This is a genomic window from Tenacibaculum sp. SZ-18, from assembly GCF_002813915.1.
In the GTDB taxonomy this organism is placed as follows: Bacteria; Bacteroidota; Bacteroidia; order Flavobacteriales; family Flavobacteriaceae; genus Polaribacter.
Genome location: NZ_CP019335.1, coordinates 2,823,092 through 2,847,012, shown reverse-complemented (window position 1 = coordinate 2,847,012; position 23,921 = coordinate 2,823,092). Strand labels below are relative to the sequence as shown.

Annotated in this window: 26 protein-coding genes; 16 read left to right on the top strand and 10 right to left on the bottom strand. The window is 31.2% G+C overall.

The genetic code is table 11. The features are described 5' to 3' along the window. Positions 1-3 precede the first annotated feature (3 nt). From hutH to BTO06_RS12760, 3 genes are read left to right on the top strand one after another with little or no spacing between them, the layout of a single operon-like run. Entirely contained in the window at positions 4-1,494 is a 1,491-nt protein-coding gene (gene hutH, locus BTO06_RS12770; RefSeq protein ID WP_100925676.1) for a histidine ammonia-lyase, read from the top strand. A 14-nt stretch (positions 1,495-1,508) separates the two neighbouring features. Next, positions 1,509-3,503 carry a urocanate hydratase gene (locus BTO06_RS12765; protein WP_100925675.1) on the top strand — a complete coding sequence of 665 codons (1,995 nt, stop codon included), beginning with the start codon at positions 1,509-1,511 and terminating at the stop codon, positions 3,501-3,503. A gap of 12 nt (positions 3,504-3,515) precedes the next feature. Beyond that, positions 3,516-4,061, top strand: a complete 546-nt coding sequence (locus tag BTO06_RS12760) for a DUF4136 domain-containing protein (protein ID WP_100925674.1) — start codon at positions 3,516-3,518, stop codon at positions 4,059-4,061. Positions 4,062-4,147: 86 nt separating this feature from the next. Here BTO06_RS12760 and BTO06_RS12755 read toward each other — a convergent pair whose 3' ends face one another. After that, a complete protein-coding gene (locus BTO06_RS12755) occupies positions 4,148-5,233 on the bottom strand; it encodes a hypothetical protein (RefSeq protein ID WP_100925673.1) in 1,086 nt (361 codons plus the stop codon). Between the two features lie 220 nt (positions 5,234-5,453). Between BTO06_RS12755 and BTO06_RS18715 the strand changes: the two genes are divergently transcribed. From BTO06_RS18715 to BTO06_RS12745, 3 genes are all read left to right on the top strand, one after another. Beyond that, on the top strand, positions 5,454-5,621 hold the full coding sequence (locus tag BTO06_RS18715) for a DUF5522 domain-containing protein (protein ID WP_198517082.1): 168 nt from the start codon (positions 5,454-5,456) through the stop codon (positions 5,619-5,621). 41 nt (positions 5,622-5,662) lie between these two features. Continuing rightward, a complete protein-coding gene (locus BTO06_RS12750; protein WP_100925672.1) occupies positions 5,663-6,373 on the top strand; it encodes a DUF4197 domain-containing protein in 711 nt (236 codons plus the stop codon). Between the two features lie 61 nt (positions 6,374-6,434). Beyond that, positions 6,435-6,620, top strand: coding sequence for a hypothetical protein (locus tag BTO06_RS12745; protein WP_100925671.1), 186 nt, complete (start codon positions 6,435-6,437; stop codon positions 6,618-6,620). Here BTO06_RS12745 and BTO06_RS12740 read toward each other — a convergent pair. From BTO06_RS12740 to pyrF, 3 genes are all read right to left on the bottom strand, one after another. Then, on the bottom strand, positions 6,600-7,388 hold the full coding sequence (locus BTO06_RS12740; protein ID WP_100925670.1) for an ABC transporter substrate-binding protein: 789 nt from the start codon (positions 7,386-7,388) through the stop codon (positions 6,600-6,602). The genes BTO06_RS12745 and BTO06_RS12740 overlap by 21 nt on opposite strands. Positions 7,389-7,461: 73 nt before the next feature. Further along, on the bottom strand, positions 7,462-7,692 hold the full coding sequence (locus BTO06_RS12735; RefSeq protein ID WP_100925669.1) for a hypothetical protein: 231 nt from the start codon (positions 7,690-7,692) through the stop codon (positions 7,462-7,464). A gap of 103 nt (positions 7,693-7,795) precedes the next feature. Next, entirely contained in the window at positions 7,796-8,614 is an 819-nt protein-coding gene (gene pyrF / locus BTO06_RS12730) for an orotidine-5'-phosphate decarboxylase (protein ID WP_100925668.1), read from the bottom strand. A gap of 63 nt (positions 8,615-8,677) precedes the next feature. Between pyrF and BTO06_RS12725 the strand changes: the two genes are divergently transcribed. The 8 genes from BTO06_RS12725 (at position 8,678) to BTO06_RS12690 (ending at position 14,510) form a co-directional block, all read left to right on the top strand. Further along, the gene (locus tag BTO06_RS12725) at positions 8,678-9,754 is read left to right on the top strand and encodes an ABC transporter permease (protein WP_100925667.1); all 1,077 of its coding nucleotides are present in this window, start codon (positions 8,678-8,680) and stop codon (positions 9,752-9,754) included. 1 nt (position 9,755) lies between these two features. Further along, the gene (locus tag BTO06_RS12720; protein WP_100925666.1) at positions 9,756-10,229 is read left to right on the top strand and encodes a TlpA family protein disulfide reductase; all 474 of its coding nucleotides are present in this window, start codon (positions 9,756-9,758) and stop codon (positions 10,227-10,229) included. Between the two features lie 188 nt (positions 10,230-10,417). Beyond that, positions 10,418-10,603: a hypothetical protein gene (locus tag BTO06_RS18550; protein WP_157811856.1), complete on the top strand. Its 186-nt coding sequence runs from the start codon at positions 10,418-10,420 to the stop codon at positions 10,601-10,603. 239 nt (positions 10,604-10,842) lie between these two features. After that, entirely contained in the window at positions 10,843-11,601 is a 759-nt protein-coding gene (gene tpiA / locus BTO06_RS12710) for a triose-phosphate isomerase (protein ID WP_100925664.1), read from the top strand. Beyond that, the gene (gene prmA / locus BTO06_RS12705; RefSeq protein WP_100925663.1) at positions 11,602-12,435 is read left to right on the top strand and encodes a 50S ribosomal protein L11 methyltransferase; all 834 of its coding nucleotides are present in this window, start codon (positions 11,602-11,604) and stop codon (positions 12,433-12,435) included. It abuts the gene before it with no gap. A 9-nt stretch (positions 12,436-12,444) separates the two neighbouring features. Continuing rightward, positions 12,445-12,720, top strand: a complete 276-nt coding sequence (locus tag BTO06_RS12700; RefSeq protein ID WP_100925662.1) for an ATP-dependent Clp protease adaptor ClpS — start codon at positions 12,445-12,447, stop codon at positions 12,718-12,720. A 3-nt stretch (positions 12,721-12,723) separates the two neighbouring features. Beyond that, positions 12,724-12,996 (top strand): hypothetical protein, encoded by a 273-nt coding sequence (locus BTO06_RS12695; RefSeq protein WP_100925661.1) that lies wholly within the window; start codon positions 12,724-12,726, stop codon positions 12,994-12,996. A 677-nt stretch (positions 12,997-13,673) separates the two neighbouring features. Then, a complete protein-coding gene (locus tag BTO06_RS12690; RefSeq protein WP_100925660.1) occupies positions 13,674-14,510 on the top strand; it encodes a M57 family metalloprotease in 837 nt (278 codons plus the stop codon). Positions 14,511-14,556: 46 nt separating this feature from the next. On the opposite strand, the gene BTO06_RS12685 is transcribed toward BTO06_RS12690, so the two are convergent. The 3 genes from BTO06_RS12685 to BTO06_RS12675 form a co-directional block, all read right to left on the bottom strand. Then, positions 14,557-14,952 carry a hypothetical protein gene (locus BTO06_RS12685; protein WP_157811855.1) on the bottom strand — a complete coding sequence of 132 codons (396 nt, stop codon included), beginning with the start codon at positions 14,950-14,952 and terminating at the stop codon, positions 14,557-14,559. Positions 14,953-15,152: 200 nt separating this feature from the next. Then, entirely contained in the window at positions 15,153-16,631 is a 1,479-nt protein-coding gene (locus BTO06_RS18940) for a S8 family peptidase (RefSeq protein WP_100925658.1), read from the bottom strand. Between the two features lie 263 nt (positions 16,632-16,894). Further along, complete coding sequence (locus tag BTO06_RS12675; protein ID WP_100925657.1) at positions 16,895-17,863, bottom strand: M28 family metallopeptidase; 969 nt, start codon at positions 17,861-17,863, stop codon at positions 16,895-16,897. A gap of 64 nt (positions 17,864-17,927) precedes the next feature. Here BTO06_RS12675 and kdsA point away from each other — a divergent pair, with 64 nt between their 5' ends. After that, positions 17,928-18,746 carry a 3-deoxy-8-phosphooctulonate synthase gene (kdsA, locus tag BTO06_RS12670; protein WP_100925656.1) on the top strand — a complete coding sequence of 273 codons (819 nt, stop codon included), beginning with the start codon at positions 17,928-17,930 and terminating at the stop codon, positions 18,744-18,746. Then, a complete protein-coding gene (locus BTO06_RS12665; RefSeq protein WP_232731456.1) occupies positions 18,746-19,306 on the top strand; it encodes a hypothetical protein in 561 nt (186 codons plus the stop codon). The genes kdsA and BTO06_RS12665 overlap by 1 nt, the downstream gene beginning before the upstream one ends. Before the next feature lie 404 nt (positions 19,307-19,710). Here BTO06_RS12665 and BTO06_RS12660 read toward each other — a convergent pair whose 3' ends face one another. The 3 genes from BTO06_RS12660 to BTO06_RS12650 all read right to left on the bottom strand — a co-directional run bounded on the left by BTO06_RS12660 (position 19,711) and on the right by BTO06_RS12650 (position 23,915). Then, a complete protein-coding gene (locus tag BTO06_RS12660; protein WP_100925655.1) occupies positions 19,711-20,589 on the bottom strand; it encodes a DUF4846 domain-containing protein in 879 nt (292 codons plus the stop codon). A gap of 170 nt (positions 20,590-20,759) precedes the next feature. Beyond that, positions 20,760-23,207 carry an ABC transporter permease gene (locus BTO06_RS12655; protein ID WP_100925654.1) on the bottom strand — a complete coding sequence of 816 codons (2,448 nt, stop codon included), beginning with the start codon at positions 23,205-23,207 and terminating at the stop codon, positions 20,760-20,762. A gap of 30 nt (positions 23,208-23,237) precedes the next feature. Further along, positions 23,238-23,915 (bottom strand): ABC transporter ATP-binding protein, encoded by a 678-nt coding sequence (locus BTO06_RS12650; protein ID WP_100925653.1) that lies wholly within the window; start codon positions 23,913-23,915, stop codon positions 23,238-23,240. Positions 23,916-23,921: the final 6 nt, after the last annotated feature.

Genomic DNA, 23,921 nt, shown 5'->3' with positions numbered 1-23,921 from the left:
TACATGTTTAAATACGGAATAGATCACCTAACAGTAGATAAAGTTTTAGCTATTGCAAATGGTAATTTGAAAGCAGAAATTACTGATGAAGCTAAAAAGAAAGTGAATGAGTGCAGAAAAAAGGTTGAAACCATGGCAAATTCTAACGCTGCGGTTTATGGAATAAATACAGGATTCGGACCCTTATGTGATGTACAAATTACACCAGAAGAAACAAGTAAACTTCAAGAGAATTTATTGATAACACATGCTGTAGGTGTGGGTGAGCCTATTGATAAGTTATTATCCAAAATCATGATGATTTGTAAAGTACATGCTTTGTGTCAAGGGTTTTCAGGTGTACGTTTAGAAATGATCAATCGTATTATTTATTTCATAGAAAATAACATGTTACCCGTAGTTCCAGAACAAGGATCTGTTGGTGCTTCTGGAGATTTAGCTCCGTTATCACATTTGTTTTTACCATTGTTAGGAGAAGGAGAATTTTGGGTTGAGGATGAGATTTTACCTGCAAAACAAGTTTTAACGAATCATAATTTAGAACCTTTAACCTTAATGGCTAAAGAAGGGTTAGGATTAATTAATGGAACTCAGTTCATTTTATCTCATGCAATTATTGGGTTAAAGAAGATGGAGTATCTTTTAGATTTAGCTGATGTTGCAGGAACAATGAGTTTAGAAGGCTTCCAAGGAAGTGCTTCACCGTTTAGAGCAGAGCTTCATACTATTCGTCCTTTTGAAGGAAATATAAAAGTAGCTGAACGAATTCGCATGTTATTAAAAGATTCTCAAAATGTTGAAAACCATTTAGAATGTGATCGTGTGCAAGATCCGTATTCGATTCGTTGTATGCCTCAGGTTCATGGTGCATCAAGAAATGCATTCAATCATTTGAATGATTTAGCTGAAATAGAAATGAATTCGGTTACAGATAATCCAATTGTACTAAGTGAAACAGAAGCAATTTCTGGAGGAAACTTTCATGGGCAGCCTTTAGCAATGGTTTTAGATTATGCTTCTATTGCTGCTGCTGAATTGGGGAATATTTCCGATAGAAGAAGTTATTTGTTACTGGAAGGAAAATACGGTTTACCAAGATTGTTAACTGAAGCGGGCGGTTTAAACTCTGGATTTATGATTCCTCAATATACCACGGCAGCTTTAGTAACAGAGAACAAATCTCTTTGTTTTCCACCTTCAGCAGATAGTGTTCCAACTTCATTAGGACAAGAAGATCATGTTTCAATGGGAAGTATTTCAGGAAGGAAGTTTAACCAAATTTTAGGTAATCTGGAGAAAATATTAGCTATAGAATTAATGTATGCTGCACAAGCAATGGAATTTAGAAGACCAAATATATTTTCAGAAATAATAGAAAATAATTTCAAATTAATTAGGAGTAAAGTTGCTAAGTTAGAGGAGGATCGAGTGTTAAAAGATGATATTAGCGCAATGATCAGTTTAGTACGAAAAAAAGAATTTATTGTAGCATAAAAAGTAAGTATATCATGACATTTAAAGAACAGATTAAACAAGGAATACCAAGTGTTTTACCATCAAAAAAAGAGTATGATATAACAATTAATCATGCTCCAAAAAGAAAAGAAATACTTACAAAAGAAGAAAAGCAATTAGCATTAAGAAATGCCTTACGCTATTTCGATAAAAAACATCACGAAGAATTATTACCAGAGTTTTCTGAAGAGCTAGAAAAATATGGTAGAATATATATGTATCGATTCCGTCCTGATTATAAAATGAAAGCAAGAGGAATTGAAGAGTATCCAGGAAAATCTACGCAAGCAAAATCTATTATGCTGATGATTCAGAATAACTTAGATTACGCAGTTGCACAACATCCTCATGAGTTAATTACTTACGGTGGTAATGGTGGAGTTTTCCAAAATTGGGCTCAGTATCTATTAACAATGCAATACTTATCAGAAATGACAGATGAGCAAACATTAGTTATGTATTCTGGTCACCCAATGGGATTATTTCCGTCGAATAAAAATGCTCCAAGAGTTGTAGTTACCAATGGAATGATGATTCCTAATTATTCTCAACCAGATGATTGGGAAAAGTTTAATGCATTAGGTGTTACTCAATACGGACAAATGACAGCGGGAAGTTACATGTACATTGGTCCGCAAGGAATTGTTCATGGAACAACAATTACAGTTTTAAACGGATTTAGAAAAATTGGTAAATCACCAAAAGGAAATGTATTTGTTACAGCTGGTTTAGGAGGAATGAGTGGAGCACAACCTAAAGCGGGAAATATAGCTGGGTGTATTACGGTTTGTGCAGAAGTAAATGAAAAAGCTGTTCATACTCGTCATTCTCAAGGATGGGTTGATGAAGTGATTTCTGATGCAGATATTTTAGTTGAAAGAGTTCTAAAAGCTAAAGAAAATAAAGAAGTAGTTTCCATCGCTTATTTAGGAAATGTTGTAGAGGTTTGGGAAAAGTTTGATGAGGCGAATGTTTATGTTGATTTAGGTTCAGATCAAACTTCTTTACATAATCCGTGGGCAGGTGGTTATTATCCAGTTGGATTATCATTAGAGCAAGCTAATGATTTGATGGCAAATAATCCAGAAGAGTTCAGAGTTAAAGTTCAAGAATCTCTCCGTAGACAAGCAGAAGCAATTAATAAACATACAGCAAAGGGAACTTATTTCTTTGATTACGGAAATGCCTTTTTATTAGAATCTAGTAGAGCAGGAGCTAAGGTTATGAATGAAAATCCAACATTAGGTAGAGAGTTTAAATATCCGAGTTATGTCCAAGATATTATGGGACCAATGTGTTTCGATTATGGATTTGGTCCATTCCGTTGGGTTTGTGCTTCAGGAAAACCCGAAGATTTAGCAAAAACGGATCAAATTGCATGTGAAGTTCTAGAGGAAATCATGAAAGATTCTCCAAGAGAAATTCAGCAGCAAATGGCTGATAATATTCAATGGATTAAAGGTGCACAAGAAAATAAATTGGTTGTAGGTTCTCAAGCGAGAATTCTATACGCTGATGCAGAGGGAAGAATTAAAATAGCTAAAGCATTTAATAAAGCAATCAAAAGAGGAAAAATTGGTCCAGTTGTGTTAGGAAGAGATCACCATGATGTTTCGGGAACAGATTCACCATATAGAGAAACTTCTAACATTTATGACGGTTCTAGGTTTACCGCTGATATGGCTATCCATAACGTAATTGGAGATAGTTTTAGAGGTGCGACTTGGGTCTCAATTCACAACGGTGGTGGAGTAGGCTGGGGAGAAGTGGTTAATGGTGGATTTGGCATGCTTCTTGATGGTTCTAAAGAGGCGTCAAAACGTTTAAAATCGATGCTTTTTTGGGATGTAAATAACGGAATCGCAAGAAGAAGTTGGGCTCGAAACGAAGAAGCTGTTTTTGCAATTAAACGTGCTATGCAGGCAGAAAAAAAACTTAAAGTTACTTTGCCTAACTTAGTTGACGATTTTTTGTTTAACAACATTTAAAACTCAATGATCATGAAGTATCTAAGAATTTTACCTTTTTTTTTATTATTAATTACTTCTTGTAGCTCTGTTAAGGTAGCAACAGATTATGATACAAAAGCTGATTTTTCCAGTTATAAAACATTTGCCTTTTATAAACCTGGTATTGATAAAGCTCCTATTTCAGATTTAGATAAAAAGAGAATTATGAGAGCAATCGAGGCAGAATTATTAGCTAAAGGAATGCAAAAATCATCTACTCCAGATGTGTTAGTGAGTCTTTTTACTAAATCTAGAGAAAGAATTAATGTAACTGATAACAGTGCGAGTTGGGGCTGGGGCTTTGGCTGGGGATGGAATCCTTGGATGTGGGGAGGAGCAGGTAGTTTGAATGTAAATCAGTATACCGAAGGAACCCTGTTTATTGATATTATTGATGCAGGTAAAAAAGAATTAATCTGGCAAGGAATTGGTTCTGGAGCTTTAGCTTTTAAAAACATGGAAAAGCGAGATGCGAGAATTAAGGAGTTTGTTAAAGAAATACTAGAGAAATATCCTCCAGGTTCGGATGAAAAATAAATATATTTAATGGAATATTTAAAATAATAAACGCAAGATGTAAATCTTGCGTTTATTATGAGATTAAATGTAAACTTTACTTACGTTTAATGCTGATATATTTTGATGACACTAACCGTATTTCCAATATAATTTGAAACGAATGCGTATTTCCCATCTGGACTTATTGAAATAGATCCAGGAGCTTGCCCTACATTAATTGTAATTGGATGTAGTTTGTTCGATTGAAGATCAATTATATTTACAGTTCCTTGTCCAGCAGTTAAGCCAGTTAAATTTGGAGTATTACTGCTGTATAAAGTGTTATAGTTAGAAACGAGTCCAAACCTTCCGTCTTTAGATAGAGCAAGTCCTGAAGGCTGAATTCCTCCTGTAGGAATTTCTGTTACACTATTATCTTCAAGATTTAGAACACTTACTGTAGTGCCATATGGTTCAAAATTATTACTTCCAAAGTTTGTGACATATGCGTTTTTTCCTTCAGTATCAATTTGAATTGAAAAAGGTCCAAAGAATCCTTTGACTTCATTTATAATCGTATGTGTACTGGTTGATATTTTTGTAACTGTTCCTGTACCTGGATTTCCTGTAACGTAATTAGCAACATAAACATTCTCACCATCGGGTGTAATGGCTATTGCCGCGGGAGCTGCGGGAGATTCACCATGAGGGTGTAGTTGTATTTCTTTAAAAATATTTTCTTGTTCTAAATTTACTACAGTCACCGTATTTCCTTTACCAGAAGGTCTCTTAGGAATAGCTCCATAATTAATGACATAACCGATTTTTTTGTGAGGATGAATCACCATTGCTGAAGGTCCATTAAAACCATCAATTATACTATTTACTTCATTTGTTTCAGTATCTATCACACTAATTGTTGTGCCATTTGAGTTTGCTACATAAAGCTTGCTCTCATCCTTAGATAATGTAAGTCCAAAAGGTTGATTAAAAGAACTATCTGTTATGGTTTTTAAGGGCATAAATGTATTTCCGTCAATTAGTGTTACAGAGTCACTACCTTTAATTGAATAATTATTACTATTTGCAACATATAAATGTTTAGATTTTGATTTCATAACCATAGCGGCTGGACTAACACCAACATTTGTTGTTGCTATTACACTTCCATCTAATTTAAGTTCAGTCTGAGTTATTTTATTTGTATTCATTTTATTAAGTTTAGTTGTCCTACTTCTTATAACTTTTAATTATTGTTCAAATTAGAATAAATAAAGCACTGATTTATAAAAAATAGAATGAGTGATTATATTTTTAGCACAAGTATTAAATTTTAAGGAATGAAATAGCATATTAATTGATGAAATGTAGTTTTATTAGGATGGTATGCCATAAGTTTTTACTTTTAGCACATTTTTTGATATTTGTATTATGAAGAAATTATTGATGCCTACACCAGATGAATATTATGTAAATGAACAAGGCTACAGAGTGTTTAAAGAAGAGTATCATTTGAGAAGAGGTTATTGCTGTAAAAGCGGATGTAAACATTGTCCGTATAGTTATGATAAAAAAACAGATAGTTTTAAAAAGGTGTGATTTATTTTAAAATACTGTATCTTCGATAAAAATATTTATATATGGGTAAAAGAATTATACTACTGATTGTTGCACTTCAATTTATTGCTTGTTCTGAATTGCAAAAGATTGCAAGTCAGCTACCTCAAAGTAGTGCATTAACTGATAGTCAAATTGGAGCTGGTTTGCGTGAAGCATTAGATAACGGAATTTCACATCAGGTTACTAAGTTAACTGCAAAAGATGGCTTTTATAAAAATGAACTAGTTAAAATTTTACTTCCTAGTGAATTACAAGTAGTTGATAAAGGTCTACGAAAAATTGGCTTAGGTAGTCTAGCCGATGAAGGAATTAAAGCTTTAAATAGAGCTGCAGAAGATGCTGTTAAAACTGCAACACCGATATTCGTGAATGCCGTAAAGGAAATTACATTTGACGATGCCAAGAATATACTATTAGGAAGTGATAATGCAGCAACTGGTTATTTGAAAGGGAAAACAAATTCGGCTCTATATTCAAAATTCAATCCTGTAATCAAAAACTCATTTAGTAAAGTTGGTGCTGATGATATTTGGAGTAATTTAATCACAAAATATAACAACATTCCTTTTGTGAAAAGAGTAAATCCAGATTTAACAGATTATGTCACAAAAGAAGCACTAGAGGGTGTGTTTACTATGATTGCCGTTGAAGAAAAAGGAATTAGAAACAAAATAGGCTTACGTAATAGTGATTTATTAAAAAAGGTTTTCGCTTTACAGGATAACAGGTAGTGTTAAATATTTGAATTACAGATTATTATTGTTATATTTAATCTTAAATTCTAATTAACAAATGTTACGTGTAAATCAATTAAACAGATATAAGAAGCACTTGGAAGAGCGTTATTACATACTTGTAGAGAGATCTCAGAATTACAAGTATGTTGATGAAGCAAAAAGTGACATGGCTTCGTACAAAGCGATGAAAATTCTTGAAAAAATTAACCGAGTAAATTACTTAGATAATTCTTTGGTGTAATTTTTTAAAATAGTCAAATGATTTAAGTATTCTGCTGCCGTGCCATGAGAATAATTCCCCGTCAACAAAAATAGTTTTTGCGTGATGTGTGCTCCTTCCGATCTCGAAAGCATGTTCATCTTTAAAAGGATACGGCTCTGATGATAAGAATACCAAGTCAGGATCACCTTCAAGTCGAATCTTTTTAAGTTCCACTACTGGATATCTTTCCTTGCTTTTATAAATGTTGATAAACTTATTAAGTTCTAGTATATGATCAATAAAAGTATTATTGGCTGCTACCATCCATGGTTCTCTCCAAATAAAGTAAGCTACTTTTTTCGGTTTTAAATTCTTGGTAAATTGTTTGAAGTCTGCTAATCTGAAATTTAGTTTTTGAACGATGTTTTTAGCTTCAGTTCTGCATCCTAAGAGAGCACCATATTCTTCAATTAATTTGATGAAATCAGTAAGATTATATATTTCCGAAACATGCACCTCCGCAATCTCTTGGCACATTTCTACAATTTCTTTTGTGTTTTCTTCTTTGTTACATAAAATGATGTCTGGCTTCAGCTCTTTAATTTTTGCAATTTTTATATTTTTGGTTCCACCAACAATAGTTTTAGTTTGTTTAAAATGGAAAGGATGTACACAGAACTTTGTAATTCCCAGAATTTTATCTTCTAACCCCAAATCGTATAATAATTCTGTTTGACTTGGAACTAATGATACAATTCTTTTGAAAGTTTTTCCTTTTGAAGCTATATTAGTTTCGATAATCTTAATTTTTAAATTTTACTACTTAACTTTCGTTGATTTTATTGGGATAACCTCTCCAGAAAAATCCAGTTTTGTTATTTTACCAAACAATTTCTTTACTCGATGTTACTTCCCAATACCCAAAATCACCTTCAGTGATAATCGTGTTTCCATTTTCAGTTCTCTGTGCACCAGAAACTTTAGATGATAATAATTCTCCGTTTGTATATGACCATACTATTGTTGGTGCAGTGTTAAAGTCAAAAGGAGATGGGAATTCTAATTCATACATGGTCGATTTTTCGTCTTTACTTCCGATATTGAATATCAACAAGTTTTCGGTTTCTGATAAACTGTCGTTAATAATGCAGCAATTGTGATTATTAAAGAATAATTGATTCTGTGAAAAAGGTTGTATTCGTTTGATCTATAATTTACAATAAATTTAAAATTTGCTCCATTTGTTTCTGAAGCTCTCTAGCTTTTTTAGCTGATTTATTAGCGAAATTCTTATTGTTTCCAGCGTAGATGATTCCTCTGGAAGAGTTTATCAATAATCCGATATTTGCTGTCATTCCGTATTTACAAACATCTTGTAAATTTCCTCCCTGAGCACCAACTCCAGGAACAAGTAAAAAGCTATCTGGGATTATTTGTCTTATATCTTCAAGATATTCAGCTTTTGTTGCACCAACTACATACATTAAATTAGAAGCGTTTTTCCATGTTTTAGAAACTTCTAGTACTTTTTTATAAACCTCTTGGTCGTTGATTTTTTGTATTTGAAAATCAAAGGCTCCTTGGTTAGATGTGAGTGCTAGTAAAATTGTGTGTTTATTTTCAAAAGCTAAAAAAGGTTCTACTGAATCTTTTCCCATGTAAGGGGCAACAGTTACTGAATCAAAAGACAAATCTTCAAAGAAAGCTTTGGCATACATCGTTGAAGTATTTCCTATATCTCCACGTTTCGCATCCGCAATGGTAAAGATTTCAGGATGTTTTATATTAATGTAGTTTATTGTTTTTTCTAATGCTTTCCATCCTTTAATTCCATAAGCTTCGTAAAAAGCGGTATTAGGTTTATATGCTACACAAAGATGATGAGTAGCATCAATTATTTCTTTGTTAAACGCAAAAATAGGATCTTCTTCCTCTAATAAATGCGTTGGAATTTTAGTTAAATCCACATCTAATCCAATACATAAAAAAGACTTTTTTCTTTTAATTTCCGCTACTAGTTGTTGTGTTGTCATTGTATACTGATGATAAGTTAGGCAAAAGTAAATATTTTAAACTTTCTAGTATATTTGTTTTAGATGTTTCGATATATATTCAGTAAAGTTTTATACGGTTTTTTAACCCTTTTTGGGGTTATTACTGTTATTTTCTTTTTATTTAACGTTTTGCCTGGTGATCCAGCACGAATGTTAATGGGACAAAGAGAGGATAGCAAGCAATTAGAGATTATAAGAAAGAAGTATGGATTTGATCAGTCAATATCCACTCAATATTTTTATTACCTAAATGATATTTCTCCGATTTCTTTTCATAGTAAAAGCAGTGAAAATTACACTTCATTTGATTCTGGAAAGTATTCAGGACTTTCTTTGTTTACTATCGGGAATACAGAAATCGCCTTAAAATATCCTTATTTAAGAGATTCTTTTCAGAAAAATGGAAAGAGCGTAAGTGATGTAATTAAAGAAACCTTACCTAATACGGCAGTTCTCGCAATTGTTTCAATAACAATAGCACTTATCATCGGAATTATCCTAGGAGTTTTTTCGGCTTTATTTAAAGATTCTTGGTTTGATAAAATTATAGCAATTATTAGTACTTTAGGAATGAGTGTTCCTTCATTTTTCTCAGCTATTTTATTTGCCTGGTTTTTTGGTTTTTTATTACATGAATTTACTGGATTGGAAATGACGGGAAGTTTATATGAAGTGGATGACTTCGGTGAAGGATCCTACATTAAATGGAAAAATTTGATTTTACCTGCTTTGGTGTTAGGAATTCGTCCTTTAGCAGTAGTGGTTCAATTAATGAGAAATTCGTTATTAGAAACTTTAAGTCAAGATTATATTAGGACAGCTAAAGCTAAAGGTTTAAATAACTATCAAGTGATTAAGAACCATGCTTTGAAAAATTCATTAAATCCAGTGGTAACAGCAATATCAGGTTGGTTTGCTTCTATGTTAGCAGGTGCTGTTTTTGTAGAATATATTTTTAATTGGAATGGATTGGGGAAGGAAATTGTAAATGCATTAAACACATTAGACTTACCAGTTATTATGGGAAGTGTTCTTGTTGTAGCAATACTTTTTATAACGATTAATATCTTAGTAGACGTTATATATAGTTGGTTAGACCCAAGAGTAAAGTTGAATTAAAATGAAAGGAATAATATTTTTTGTGGTAATTGTTTTAATGATCACGAGCTGTGCATCTTTAAAGAAACAACAATTTACAAATGAAGCGTTAACAGAAAAACTAGTAACACTCGATCGAGATTCTGTTTCATTACAAGGTATTCTCGATAAGAATAGAGGAAAGCAACTCTTTGTGCAAATTTTTGCAAGCTATTGTCCGGTAAGTCAAGATAGTTTCGATGATGTTTTAAAATTTCAAAAAGAAAATCCAGAAAAAGAATATATTTTTCTTTCTGTAGATCATTCTTATTATGATTGGAAAAGAGGATTAGAATATGTGAAACCAAAAGGTCAGTTTTATTATATTCCGGAAAAAGGAGACGGAGCTCTAGGAAGGTTTTTAAAATTAAAAAGTATTCCGCGATTTTTAAAAATTAATGAAGATGGTAAAATAGAGGTTTATAAAACTTCTAAGGTATCAGAGATACTTAAATAATCTATCGCTTTTAGTTTTAGAATTTATTGTTTTCATATCCGGTTGCCTAACGAGAAAAGAAATCAAATTTTCAGAAAAAGTGTTAAATGATAAAGTGCTTAGTTTAAATGGAGATAGATTTACGTTTCAAAAAGTTGGAGAAAAGCATAACGGAAAGATAATTATGATTGATGTTTGGGTAACTTTGTATGGACATTATTTTTTTAAAACTATTCCTAACTATAAAGAAATTACAAACTCAACATCAAGAGATGTTGTTATTATTTACATCTATTGAGGATAATATTGATGATTTAAAAGCAGGTATTCAAAAATATAATATTGAAGGAAAGTATTATTTATTATCTGAAAAATGGGATACAGATTTCATTTAATTTCTTCGACTATCTTAGATACAAGGAGATTGAATAGTTAAAGAAAGTGGGGAATTAAAGTTTTTAATGAAACGTAACCTAATAGCGTTGATGTTCTTTAAGCTTTGAAATAAATTATTAAAGAATAATATTACGTTTTCGTAAAAAAATAAGAGCATTTGTTTTTGTGTTCCGTATTATAAATTAGTTTTGTTAGGTAATAAATACAACTAATTATAATTCATCATAACTATATCAAAATGAGAAAAAAGATTGTAGCAGGTAACTGGAAAATGAATAATAACATTAATGAAACTAAGGAATTAATTCAAGGTTTAAAAAATGAAATGGAAGCAGTAACTTTAAATAATGCAAGAGTTATAATCGCTCCTTCTTTTATCAATTTACAACAAGCAGTTAGTGAAACTAATGATTCAGTAATTGAGGTTTCTGCTCAAAATTTACATCAGGCTAAAAGTGGTGCCTACACGGGAGAGGTTTCGGCAGATATGTTGTCTTCAGTAGGTGTTAAAACTGTTATTATAGGTCATTCAGAAAGGAGAGCATATTTTAATGAGACTGACGATATTTTATCGGAAAAAGTAAATGCAGCAATCGAAAATGATTTTGAAATTATTTTTTGTTTTGGTGAGCAATTAGAAGATAGAGAAACAAATAATCATTTTAAAGTTGTCGAATCACAATTAAAAAATGTACTTTTTAGCTTACCTTCGAGCGCGTTTAGCAAGGTGGTTTTAGCATATGAGCCAGTTTGGGCAATTGGAACAGGAAAAACAGCATCTGCTGATCAAGCACAAGAGATGCATCAATTTATTAGAGGGTTATTTGTGGAAGCTTACAGTCAAGAGTTAGCAGATAGTATTTCTATTTTATATGGAGGTAGTGTGAAACCAGGAAATGCTGAAGAAATCTTTTCAAAGCCTGATGTTGATGGTGGACTAATTGGAGGAGCATCATTAAAAGCGAAAGATTTTTCGGATATAGTAAAATCAATTTAATTGGATAATATTTATATAGAATACACTTTTAAGGTTGCTCCAAAAGAGCCTGCAACAGAAATTTTAATTGCAGAACTTGGTATTGTCGGTTTTGAGAGTTTTGTGGAAAATGATAATGGTTTTGTAGCTTTTATTCAGCAGCAAGATTGGAGAGAAAATTTATTAGATGATATTTTTATTCTTAAATCTGATGAGTTTAAAATCTCATTTACTCATAAAGAAATCGCACAAGAAAATTGGAATGAAGAATGGGAGAAAAACTTTACACCAATTCAAGTAGATGGTAAAGTAAGTATTCGTGCTCCTTTTCACGAGAATCCTAATTTACCATACGACATAGTAATAGAACCAAAAATGAGTTTTGGTACTGGTCATCATGAAACAACACATATGATGGTTCAACATTTGTTGGAGTTAAATGTTGAAAACAAAAAAGTACTAGATATGGGTTGTGGAACTGGAATTTTAGCAATTTTTGCTGAAATGAAAGGTGCAAAACCTATTGATGCTATTGATATTGATAACTGGTGTTATTTAAACTCTTTAGAAAATGTTGAGCGAAATAACTGTAAAAGTATAAGTGTTTATGAAGGGGATGCTTCTTTGTTAGTAAATAAAAAATATGATATTGTAATTGCTAACATTAATAGAAATATTCTTTTAACAGATTTAAAGACTTATGTAAATTGTTTAAATGAAAAAGGAATAGTACTTTTAAGTGGATTTTATGAGGAGGATATTCCAATCATAGATGCGGAAGCTAGAAAATATGATTTAACTTTAGATACCGTAATTAAGAGAAATAATTGGGTTGCAGTTAAATATTTAAAATAAATAATGAAGATGAGTACAATTGAGAAAATTCAAGAAGAGTTAGATGTTCTTGTACAGGAAACAAGAGAACATGAGATAATTTTGTACAACGATGATGTAAATACATTTGATTTTGTAATTGATAGTTTAGTAAATGTTTGTGATCATACTTTAGAACAAGCAGAGCAATGTACTATCCTTGTTCATTATAAAGGTAAATGTGCTGTAAAAACAGGAGAATATAAAGAGTTAGAACCTAGGTGTACTAAATTACTTGAACTAGGTCTATCGGCAGAAATTGTATAATAAATGGAAAATGTACTTAGGTATTATGAGTTTTCAGATTTTTTTCAAGATAAATCTGGTGCTTTTAAAGGTTGTGAAATCTCTTATACAGAATTGAATTCGGAGCATTTTCTAATTTTTACAAAAAAAAATGAAACTTATGATTTGTATGTTTCAAAGTATTCTTCAGAAAAAGAAATAGGTCTAAAGCTACCGGAAATATTGGAGTTGTTAATGGAAGACTACGATAAATCAATTCCAGAACATCGAGTTATTTTAAGGAAATACTTGTACTAAATTGAAAAAGATCAGAAATATGATCTTTTTTTTGATCTATATGTTATCTTTTAGATAATGCTGTTTCTTAAAGCGTAAGAACAAATCCAAGGTAATTCAAAAATGTTTATAGAGCATAGAAATAGGATGGAGGAATTATGAACTCCTGCTTAATAATTTATGAATTAGAGATCTTTAGTAAAAATAGTAGCAATTAGTTATCTACGATAAGTGTCGTTGGATCAGGAGATATGTCTAATAAATTGAGCTTTTTTTTATAATATCAAATATTCATTCTACCAGTCAGTATTTAAAAAATCCTAAAAATTTACTGTTTTAGTCACTATAATTTAATTGAAATAGTTTTTGGATAAGTATTTGATTTTAATATTAGGTTCGATAAAAAGACTCCAGAAAAAACCTGAGTTCTTTTAAATAAAACTACTTGTTAATTTTTGGCTGTAAAGTTTAAAATTAAGCCGATCTGTTTAGTTTTATTTAAATGTCTAGTTTTTTAGTAGGTTATTTACTTTAATGATTTAATTTTTAGTTTATTAAGTGTTAAAAAAAACAATTTAATGTGTAAAAGTTAACTTTTAAGATGATTTTGTGAAATTATAACGAAGTGTTAAAATGATGAATAAAATGTTATATTTTCGTTAAAAATTTTTTATAAACCATTAAAACTAAATTTAAAAATGAAAAAAATGAAATTCTCCAGAATTGCATTATTACTAGTTGGGGCTAGTTTTTTCGCATGTCAAACAGAAAACAATGAACAACCAACTGAAACGGTAGAGAGCGAAGTATCTCCCGAGATTGTAGCTAAACTAGCCAACTTTGATGTTAACGTTAATAACGTTAAAAAAGTAGATTTTTTATTACCTGATGGAAATACGATTCCAATGATTCAAATGGAGGAAGATATCCATATGTCTGAAGATCAAGTAATGGGGTTACCAAATCTTCAAGGTGTAACAGGAAGAAACTATCATACAAATAGCTTAGTTGCGCAAAACACTGTAATCAATATCATTGGTTACACTGGTGGTGGTGGTTTCGGTCTTTCAAATAAAGCACAAACTGCTTTACAATGGGCTGTAAACAACTATAATAGATTAAACTTATCTATTAGATTTAATTTAACGTACGGAACAAATTACCAACCACAAGACATGGTGGTTTACAACAATCCTAACCAAAATAGTTCAGGAGGTTCTGCAGGTTTCCCTTCAGGTGGGGCACCATTTAAATTTGTACAAATTTACGGTTTGGAAGGTTTTAATACCAACGTTAATGAGCATGTTATTACTCACGAGATCGGACACTCTGTAGGATTCCGTCACACTGATTATTTCTCTAGACAAAGTTGTGGACAAAACGTAAATGAAGGTTCAGCAGGAGTTGGAGCCAATCCAATCCCAGGTACTCCTTCAGGATACGATCCAACGTCTATAATGTTAGCTTGTTTTAGTGCGAGTACTAATGGAGAGTTCAACAATAATGATGTAACAGCATTAAATTATCTATACTAATAGTTTTTATAGTATAATTGAACCCGGGGAATTTTCCTCGGGTTTTTTAGTAGAACACAGTTTGAGAGTAATCAAGTATTCTCAAATTAGCATCATATAGTTTTATGTTAATCTGTGGATAATTAATATCGTTATACTCGTTTTTCAAAGCGAGATCGATATTCTCAGGATATACAGGCTTTTCCTTATCCTTATATGACAAGAAATATTTTCCTTTTCTCAAAATCAGTTGAGCCATGTCAGAAGCTAATTCATTTTTATTTTCATCAACTAATTGAATTTCGATATATTCAATTTTACCAACTTCGAAGATATCAATATTAATTTTGTATGTACTTTCTGTTTTCTCAACCGTAGAGTAAAACAAAGAACCTTCTCTGTTTTGCGATATTCCCATTAAACTAATAAATAGAAAAATCAGAATTAATATATTTTTTTTCATTTTAGAAGATTTAAGTTCTTGTTAAACTAAATGCAAGTTAATAAATACTCATTATATGACTGAGTCTATTCGTGTTAATTGATCATTTCGAAGCTGATAGAAAAAAGATAAATTAAAACAAAAAAACTCTACATATGAAATGTAGAGTTTCAGATTTAATTGGTTGACTTTTAATTAGTCTTCTAAAAAGGGATTATATATTATTGAACAGCTTTAAGTGCATCGATATTACCATAACCAAAGCTTGAATTTCTATTAGGATAAAATTCACCAGCTCTTTTCATTTTGTCTAATACTTGAGATCTTGACCAGTTCGGGTTTTTAGACCATACTAAAGCAGCGATTCCTGCAGTTGTTGCAGTTGCAACAGAAGATCCTCCGACGTAATTTGCCGCACCGTCATTAGAACTTAAAACTGGTACATTCTTTCCAGATCCACTGCGCTCCATCTCGATAGTAAAATCTATTTTTGAACCAGAATGACAATTTTCACATCGTTTGTACTGACCTTCAATTATACCTGTAACAGCTACTGTTTCATCCATGCTTGCTGGAAAAATAACGCCATACCAGTTGGTTATTGAAGTAGAAGTTCCTCCAGCTGCGAATATTAATTTTCCTCTGTTGTAAGCATATCTAATAGCATCTCTAACCCTTGAGCTACTAAAAGGAGAACCAATAGACATTGATACTATTTTGATGTCGCTTCTATTTCCAATAGCAGTTAATGCTTCCGCAACACCTCTTTTTTCGTGATAATCATCAATTAGTACATTTTGAACAGAACGATATGAAACTAAATTTGCATTATATGCTACACCGACTGGTAAGTTGTCATTGTTTCTAGGCGCTGTTGCAGCAGAAGCCATACTTGTTCCATGTCCACATTTATCGTTAACACCGTCATAATTGTTTGACCACGCCCACCAAGAGTCCACGAACGTTCCATATTTCTGTAAAGTTCTTCCAGAAGAATATCCATCATTAAAGTATTGGTTCATCCATCTCTGATTTGGAGATAGTCCAGTATCAATAACAGCTACTGTAATTCCGTTTCCAGTACTGTAGTCCCAAGCTGCTGGGATGTTGTGGATATCAAAGTTCCATGGCACTCTGGCTCCAGGAGCAACTGTACGATAATCGGCAGAATTTAAAGATTGTGAACTAAAGCCACAGCCAAATCCTTCACCTGATCTCGTGTTTTCATTTTCCAACTTATAGGTTGCAGGTTCTAAATATCGAACTCTTTCATCGTTTAAAAGAGCTTCAATAGTTTCTTTATTTTCAACTTTAATATCAAAAATATTTAAAGTAGCATCAACATATAACTCATCCTTTCCTTTGGTTGTAGTTGTTTTTTCTATACTTTTTACTAAGGAAATTAAATTGTCTTTAATAGCATCCGATTTAGGTCCTTTTTGAAATTCATTTTTAGAATCACCATACCCAATCGTAAGCATATTATCACCATGTTTAACTGCACTCCAAATAGTGAGGGCATCTGTTTCCATCCAGAAAAAATCTCCTTTTAAATCAATAGATTCTTGAATTTTCGCATTAATTTCTTCTTTTGTTAGTAATTCTGATTGTTCGTAGGTGTTCTCTTGTGGATTTTCCTCGTTTTTAGAACAAGAAACCATAGCCATAGCAATGGCTAAACTAAATACTAGTTTTTTCATTTTGAAGGGTTTTTTAAGTTTTGCGGTAGCGAATATATTAAAAAATTAACTTAAATTTAAATAAATAGTTAATTTTATATCTATTTAATTGATTATATTATAAAATTATTCTTAAAATCCCTTAAAATTATGCCTTTTGTGTGCTGATCTAGTAGGACTTTTAACGAATCTTACATTTTTAACAATTATAAATGATTTTCTTGTCAATATGTAATTTTTTTGATCTTTGAAATAGGAATATATGAATACGCTATGTAATTTGTCTACTTTATCCGTGTTGGAGTATCTTTACCATTTACAATTGAAGATATGCCAATTGCAACAGCTTTTATAGCTTCTGTTAATGCATTTATATTGCATGTTTCGGGCTCATCTGTTACTTTATGATAATCAGGATCAAGATCAATTGATGTTGTAGAAAAAGTATGCGCAGGAATTCCTAAGCGAGCGAATAAAGCATTATCTGATCTGAAAAATAAACTATAATTTTTATAGGGGTCTGGGTAAAGTTTATATCCTGATCCTTCGAGGTTTTGTTGAATAAGTTGTCCAAAGTTGGATTTTTCAAATCCTGTAAGCCAAGCTGTTCTAGGACCAAATTTAGCTTCCTTACCAATCATTTCTAAATTTATTCCTGCAACAAAGTTAGAAGCGTCAATGTCTTTTACAAAATATTTAGATCCAATTAAACCAATTTCTTCCGCAGTAAAGCAAATAAAAATTATACTTCTTTCATTATTATTTCTGGTTTTAAAAAACTCTGCGAGCGCGATAACACCAGTTACGCCAGAGGCATCATCATTTGCTCCGTTGTAAATTCTATCCTTACCTTCTTTTTTCATTTTCAAATGATCGTAGTGTGCAGAAATAATTACATATTCGTTTTTTTTACTTCTTCCTTCCAAAACTCCGATTATATTGAACATTTTAACTTTATCATATTCAAAATTTTGTCGGTAAGAAGTTAAGTTGTTGTAAAAGTTTAATCCTATTTTTCCAAATTCATTTTCGATGTACTGAGCCGCTTTTTCAATGCCAGGAGTCCCTGTAGCTCTTCCTTCCATCTCATCTGAAGCAAGAGTATACAAATGTTTTTTAATTTTTGTATGATCAAATGAAGTAATTAAAGTTTGTTCCTTTTCTTTTACTGTTTCTATCGAATCAGGTTTGTTATCTTTTTTACAAGATAAGGCAATAACCAAGAAAGCCAGTAGAATGCATATTTTTTTCATGTCTGAACTACTTTTAGTTTAGATTGAGATAATATTATTTTGTAATTTTACTGAAATTTTACTCATGAATTTAGCTAATATTCCTAATATAAAACATACAAATTCAAATAACTTTTTCTTGTTGGCTGGACCTTGCGCAATTGAAGGAGAAGAAATGGCATTACGCATAGCTGAAAAGGTTATTGAAATTACTGACAAATTGGAAATTCCTTATGTATTTAAAGGAAGTTTCAAAAAAGCTAATAGAAGTAGAATTGATAGCTTTACAGGAATAGGAAATGAAAAAGCCTTAAAAATTTTAAGAAAAGTGTCCGAAACTTTTAATGTACCTACTATTACGGATATTCATGAAGTAAATGATGCTACTTTGGCTGCTGAATATGTTGATGTTCTTCAAATACCAGCATTTTTAGTTCGTCAAACGGATTTGGTTGTAGCTGCTGCAAATACGGGTAAAGTTGTTAATTTAAAAAAAGGACAATTTATGAGTCCTGAAGCAATGCAGCATGCCGTAAAAAAGGTTAAGGATTCTGGAAATGATAATGTTTGGATAACTGAGAGAGGTACTATGTTCGGATATCAAGATATGTTAGTCGATTTTCGAGGGATCCCTACAATGAGAAGTTATGCGCCTACTGTTTTAGATGTAACACATTCTTTACAACAACCCAACCAAAGTTCAGGAGTAACAGGAGGAAGACCAGATATGATCGAAACAATAGCTCGAGCAGGTGTTGTAAATAATATAGATGGATTATTTATGGAAACTCACTTTGATCCAGCAAATGCAAAATCTGATGGTGCAAATATGTTACACCTGGATCATCTAGAAAAAGTTTTAACTAATTTGGTAGCTATTAGAAAAGTAGTGAATACTTTATAATGGATTTTGATTTTTCAATTACTTCTTTAAAACCCTTGTCGAAGTTGGTTAAAAACCATGGCTTGTCCACATGGAAAGAAGTTGTGGATTACACGAAGCATCTATCTTACGGAAGAAATACAAATAGAACAGACTTTTCTCTTGTAATAAAAGAAGGAAAAGGAAGTTGTAGTTCAAAACATGCTTTTTTGAAAGCTTTAGCTAAAGAAAACTCTATTGATGAGGTTGAGTTAATTTTGGCTATTTATAAAATGAATTCTACTAATACAAAAGTTGGAACTATCATAAATGATAATGGTTTAGCCTATATTCCTGAAGCGCATTGCTATCTGAAAGTAAAAGTTGAGAGACTTGATATTACCGCTTCAGATTCGAACTTTACGAAGTTACAAAAGGCAATTATAGAAGAACAAACTATAACTTCTGAACAAGTTGCTGATTTTAAAATCCAATATCATAAACAATTTATAAAAAACTGGATTTTAGAAACTGAAATTGGATTTTCTTTCGAAACTATTTGGCAAATTCGAGAGGCGTGTATTGCTTTTCTTTCTGTGTAAAGTTTAAAAATTTAAATAGTAATAGGGTGGTTTTGATACTTTTTTATAGATTCTTTTACTTCATCAAAATTTAGAACAGAATTACTTTTAATATGAAACGTAACTATTGTATTTTTCTTCGGCATCTCTAAATTATAAATTATAAATAACTGATTTTAAGGTGTTAATTATCTAGTTTGCTACTAGTGTTAATAATAAATCCGAGTTGATTTAGTTTTTTTTAACTAACCATGAAGAAAAATATAAACTTTTATTCATCTACACTTTTGTGCTTGTCATCGATAAAAAATTGATTGTCATCAATTAGTTGATATTTTGATGAACGATTAGTTGCCAATTACAGCTATGTTTCGGAGAAGTACCGTATTGGGGATATTTACAGGTGCTTCTCCTTTTTGATTTAATTATTTAAATCGTATAAATATTGGTTCGTCGAAATAATAACTAGGCGTATATATAGCTCTGTTTTCTGAAAACTGATACCAAGGTGAGTTGTTTGTATCTTCGAAATTTTTTAATAAACAAACATTTTGAGCAGGTGTATTTCCTTGAGCGAGCAAAAACATTTTTTCGTTTTTTTCATTGATAACTTCATCAACTATAATTTCAATATGACCAGGAAATCCAGGTTGTACCAACATATCACCAATTTGTAGATTTGCTGCCTTAATTTTTGGTAATTCATTATAAAGAGAAGCTGTACCTGCATAAGTATAAATTAAATTCAAGTATTTATAAAAGTTACTTTTCGAGTTATTTGGGTTAGCCGTTTTGTGAAACGTTACTTTATTTCCATTTATTTTAGGTCGATAACCAGCAGCATATTCTTTCCAAGAGCAATAGTGACCTGAGGTGAAATTGAAACCAATTTTATCTTTTTGTTTATTCTCCCATAAGTATTCTGCTCTTATTCGCATTAATGCATCGGCACATTGTTGTAAACCATTCTTTGGAACAGGTACTTCTAAAATTGCATCATGCCAATGCTGCGCAAAATATTCAGAGCCATCATAATTTATGATAGGAGATCCATGTTTTTTGAGTTTATAATTCCTTAAATATTCCTGAAATGATCCCTTTTTATAATTTACACGTTTAAATCCTTTTGGTACTCGAACTCTTGTACAAATAGAATCGCGAGAGATATTTATATGATCAGTTTTGGAAATAGTGTTTTGAACAATTCCTTTCAAGTGGTTAGTAATTTGTTTTCCTTTTGAATTGGTCCTCACTAAAACTATTGCTAGTACTAGAGTAAAAATTAAAATTATGATTCTTTTCATAGCTGTAAATTTTTGTAACTCCTTTTAATATATCGTTAAAAGGAACCTTCAGTATAAGTAAACGTTGTAATATGATTTATTATTATATGTATTGAACAATACCGACTTAGTAAAAAAAACACCTATCATTATAAGAATGATAGATGTTTTGTTAGGTTTTTTTCTCTCTATTATTCTGAACGTAAAGATTTTACTGGGTTTGATTTTGCTGCTTGAATTGTTTTGATACAAATAACCAATAAAGCGAAGACAATCATGATTAATCCACTTATTAAAAATGTAATAAATCCTATATCAGTTCGGTACGAAAAATTTTGTAGCCAGCTATGAATTCCATACCACGCAATAGGAGATGCCAAAACAAATGCAATACTTACTAAAAGTAAAAACTCTTTACACAATAATGTGTTTATTTGAATTATTGAAGCTCCCAAAACCTTTCGTATACCAATTTCCTTAACTCGTCTGTTTGTTGTGTAAATAACAAGTCCCCATAAACCTAGACAACTAATTAAAATTGATAAACCAGTAGACCAGCTTAGTAATCTAGAAATTTTATTTTCCTTATCATAAAATTTTGTCACCGTTTCATCCATAAATTCAATACGAAAATCTTCAATCTCTGTGTACACTTCGTTGTAAACTTCTTTTATTTTATCTATAGTTTTTTTAAATTCTCTTGAAGAATTGGGATAAAAAGAAGCATGGATAGCCATATATCTGCTGTGTTGAGGACGATACCAATCACCTGTCAAAGCCAAAGGATTAATATCTGATCGAAGAGATTGTTGATGAAAATCCTCCATTACACCAACAATTGGGGTTTTAGTGCCACTAAAATCTAAAAACTTTCCTATTGCCTCATCGGGAGTTTTAAAGCCAAAAGTTTTTCGAGCAGTTTCATTTATAACTAATTCTCGAAGAGTATCATTTTTATAAACTTTACCAGCTAGTAATTTTAATTCAAAAAGTTCCGCATAATTTGTATCACCAAAAATGAATTGAATATCAGATTGTATTTTTTTCTCTCCATCAGTGTAAGTTGATGTAGAGGTATTAAGGCTATTAGATGCAGGAGGAAAACCACCTAAACTTAGATGATTTATTTGTGGTATAGCCTTTAGTTTTTGCAAAAACAACTGCTTTTTCTCCAATTCACTTTCACTGCGAGGACTGTAAATAGAAGCAACAGCATCAGTTTTAAACCCCATATCTTTATTCAGTAAAAAGTTAATTTGCTTACCTACGAGTAAGGTTGCTATGATAAAGATTTGAGCAATCGTGAATTGAAATATAGTTAAGAACTTTCGTAGTAATGCTTTTTTCTCTCCTGATCCTAAATTATTCTTTAATACAGAGATGACATTAAATTTTGATATTACTAAAGCAGGATAAAACCCTGATAGAAATGTAACTATTATGAGTAATAAAACTACACCAAAAATAATTTTTGGATTTCCTAATAGAGAGAACGTTAGACCTTCTTGGACGAAATCTGAAAAAATATTGATTAACCATTTTGACAATACAATTGAAAGTAAACCAGAAATTAATACTAATAATAAAGTTTCTCCCATGAATTGAGTAATAAGTTGTTTTCGAGAGCTTCCTAAGGCTTTACGTATTCCGATTTCTTTTGCTCGCTGCGTTGCTTGTGCCGTATTTAAATTGATGAAATTTATACATCCTAATAATAATAGAAAAATGGCAACTAGTCCTAAGTTTCTTAATAATGGTTTGCTAGGTTGACTTATTTCCCAATTATAAATTCCGTAGTTTGAATTAAAATGGATATCGCTTAATGGCTGTAGCACAAATTTTCTTGTTTGTTTATGTTTACGTGAATCCTCATCCAAGTGAGTGTCTGCTAAATTGTCAAATTCTTTCTGAATTTTATTTATATTTTGGTTTGAGATTACCTTTATTATTAATTGAGAGTTAGAGCTTGTAGCATTCCAGTTTTTATTTAAAAAATCATCTCTTAATCTTGTGCTTAAAATCGTTGGTCTTGATATAAATTCTTGAAAATAGAAGTCTGTTCTCCCTTTAAGATTTTCAACAATTCCAATTACTTTTACATTTATAGAGTCGTTGTAAATTAGTGTTTTCCCAATCATATCATTTGGAGTTAATTTTGGGAAGTACTGCTGTGCTCTTTTATGAGTTAATATTACTTCATTTGGATTTTTAAGAATGTTATTTTTATTTCCAGCGAGAAAGTTATAGTCAAATATTTCAAAGTATTCTCCTGTTGAAAAAATAACTTTACTAGGCCATTTCTTAACTATATTTTCTTCTTTATTTTCTACTATTGAAGGACGTTCTATGGTAAATCCATTTATAATTTCCAAGTTGGAGTTTTCTTTAATAGCTTCTTCTAGAGCCAGAGTAATACCTGAGTTATAAAACTTTCCATTTGGACTATTAAAGTTAGTAACCACTCGGTAAATACGATCACTATCTCTATGAAAATTATCAAAAGTATAATCATAATATATCATTAAGCCGATAATAAAAGAGGCGCTCAAACCTATGGTAAGTCCGATAATATTTATTAAAGAAAATACCTTATGTTTTATTATATTTCTACATGCTATTTTTAAATAATTTTTCAGCATAATTCAAGGCTTTTTTTAAAGGGTTAATAGTTAAGCTAATATGTTTTCAGTAACTTTTTGCCCGTCTAACATTCTAATTATTCTGTGACTGTATTTGGCATCGTGTTCACTGTGAGTCACCATAATTACCGTCGTTCCAGATTCATTTAAATCAATCAATAAATCCATTACTTCGTTTCCGTTACTACTATCTAGGTTTCCAGTTGGTTCATCTGCTAAGATTAATTTTGGATTATTCACAACTGCTCTGGCAACAGCTACGCGTTGTTGCTGTCCTCCAGATAATTGTTGAGGAAGATGATTTCTTCTATGCATTATTTGCATTTTCTTTAAAACTTCTTCAACTCGCTTTTTCCGTTCTTTAGATTTAACACCAGTGTAAATTAAAGGAAGCTCTACGTTTTCAAAAACGGTTAGTTCATCAATTAAGTTAAAACTCTGAAAAACAAAACCAATATTGTGCTTTCTTAAATTTGCGCGTTTACGTTCGTTATAATTAGAAACCTCTGTTCCATTAAATAAAAAGCTTCCTCCATCAGGATCATCTAATAGGCCGAGTATATTGAGTAATGTTGATTTTCCGCATCCAGAAGGTCCCATTATCGCAACAAATTCTCCTTCTTTTACTTCAAATGAAAGTTTATTTAAAGCAATCGTTTGTACTTCTTCGGTTCTGTAAAATTTTTGTAATTCTTTAATCTGTATCATAATCTT

Excerpts from the sequence above, each read along its gene's own strand:
- pyrF (WP_100925668.1), bottom strand. The coding sequence starts at position 8,614 with ATGACAACACAACAACTAGTAGCGGAAATTAAAAGAAAAAAGTCTTTT.
- BTO06_RS12750 (WP_100925672.1), top strand. The coding sequence starts at position 5,663 with ATGGGTAAAAGAATTATACTACTGATTGTTGCACTTCAATTTATTGCT.
- BTO06_RS12725 (WP_100925667.1), top strand. The coding sequence starts at position 8,678 with ATGTTTCGATATATATTCAGTAAAGTTTTATACGGTTTTTTAACCCTT.
- BTO06_RS18940 (WP_100925658.1), bottom strand. The coding sequence starts at position 16,631 with ATGAAAAAACTAGTATTTAGTTTAGCCATTGCTATGGCTATGGTTTCT.
- BTO06_RS12665 (WP_232731456.1), top strand. The coding sequence starts at position 18,746 with ATGGATTTTGATTTTTCAATTACTTCTTTAAAACCCTTGTCGAAGTTG.
- BTO06_RS12655 (WP_100925654.1), bottom strand. The coding sequence starts at position 23,207 with ATGCTGAAAAATTATTTAAAAATAGCATGTAGAAATATAATAAAACAT.
- BTO06_RS12695 (WP_100925661.1), top strand. The coding sequence starts at position 12,724 with ATGGAAAATGTACTTAGGTATTATGAGTTTTCAGATTTTTTTCAAGAT.
- BTO06_RS12700 (WP_100925662.1), top strand. The coding sequence starts at position 12,445 with ATGAGTACAATTGAGAAAATTCAAGAAGAGTTAGATGTTCTTGTACAG.
- BTO06_RS12650 (WP_100925653.1), bottom strand. The coding sequence starts at position 23,915 with ATGATACAGATTAAAGAATTACAAAAATTTTACAGAACCGAAGAAGTA.
- BTO06_RS12685 (WP_157811855.1), bottom strand. The coding sequence starts at position 14,952 with ATGAAAAAAAATATATTAATTCTGATTTTTCTATTTATTAGTTTAATG.
- BTO06_RS18715 (WP_198517082.1), top strand. The coding sequence starts at position 5,454 with ATGAAGAAATTATTGATGCCTACACCAGATGAATATTATGTAAATGAA.
- tpiA (WP_100925664.1), top strand. The coding sequence starts at position 10,843 with ATGAGAAAAAAGATTGTAGCAGGTAACTGGAAAATGAATAATAACATT.
- BTO06_RS12745 (WP_100925671.1), top strand. The coding sequence starts at position 6,435 with ATGTTACGTGTAAATCAATTAAACAGATATAAGAAGCACTTGGAAGAG.
- BTO06_RS12760 (WP_100925674.1), top strand. The coding sequence starts at position 3,516 with ATGAAGTATCTAAGAATTTTACCTTTTTTTTTATTATTAATTACTTCT.
- BTO06_RS12690 (WP_100925660.1), top strand. The coding sequence starts at position 13,674 with ATGAAAAAAATGAAATTCTCCAGAATTGCATTATTACTAGTTGGGGCT.
- BTO06_RS12660 (WP_100925655.1), bottom strand. The coding sequence starts at position 20,589 with ATGAAAAGAATCATAATTTTAATTTTTACTCTAGTACTAGCAATAGTT.
- BTO06_RS12765 (WP_100925675.1), top strand. The coding sequence starts at position 1,509 with ATGACATTTAAAGAACAGATTAAACAAGGAATACCAAGTGTTTTACCA.
- kdsA (WP_100925656.1), top strand. The coding sequence starts at position 17,928 with ATGAATTTAGCTAATATTCCTAATATAAAACATACAAATTCAAATAAC.
- BTO06_RS12675 (WP_100925657.1), bottom strand. The coding sequence starts at position 17,863 with ATGAAAAAAATATGCATTCTACTGGCTTTCTTGGTTATTGCCTTATCT.
- BTO06_RS12720 (WP_100925666.1), top strand. The coding sequence starts at position 9,756 with ATGAAAGGAATAATATTTTTTGTGGTAATTGTTTTAATGATCACGAGC.
- BTO06_RS18550 (WP_157811856.1), top strand. The coding sequence starts at position 10,418 with ATGGACATTATTTTTTTAAAACTATTCCTAACTATAAAGAAATTACAA.
- hutH (WP_100925676.1), top strand. The coding sequence starts at position 4 with ATGTTTAAATACGGAATAGATCACCTAACAGTAGATAAAGTTTTAGCT.
- BTO06_RS12755 (WP_100925673.1), bottom strand. The coding sequence starts at position 5,233 with ATGAATACAAATAAAATAACTCAGACTGAACTTAAATTAGATGGAAGT.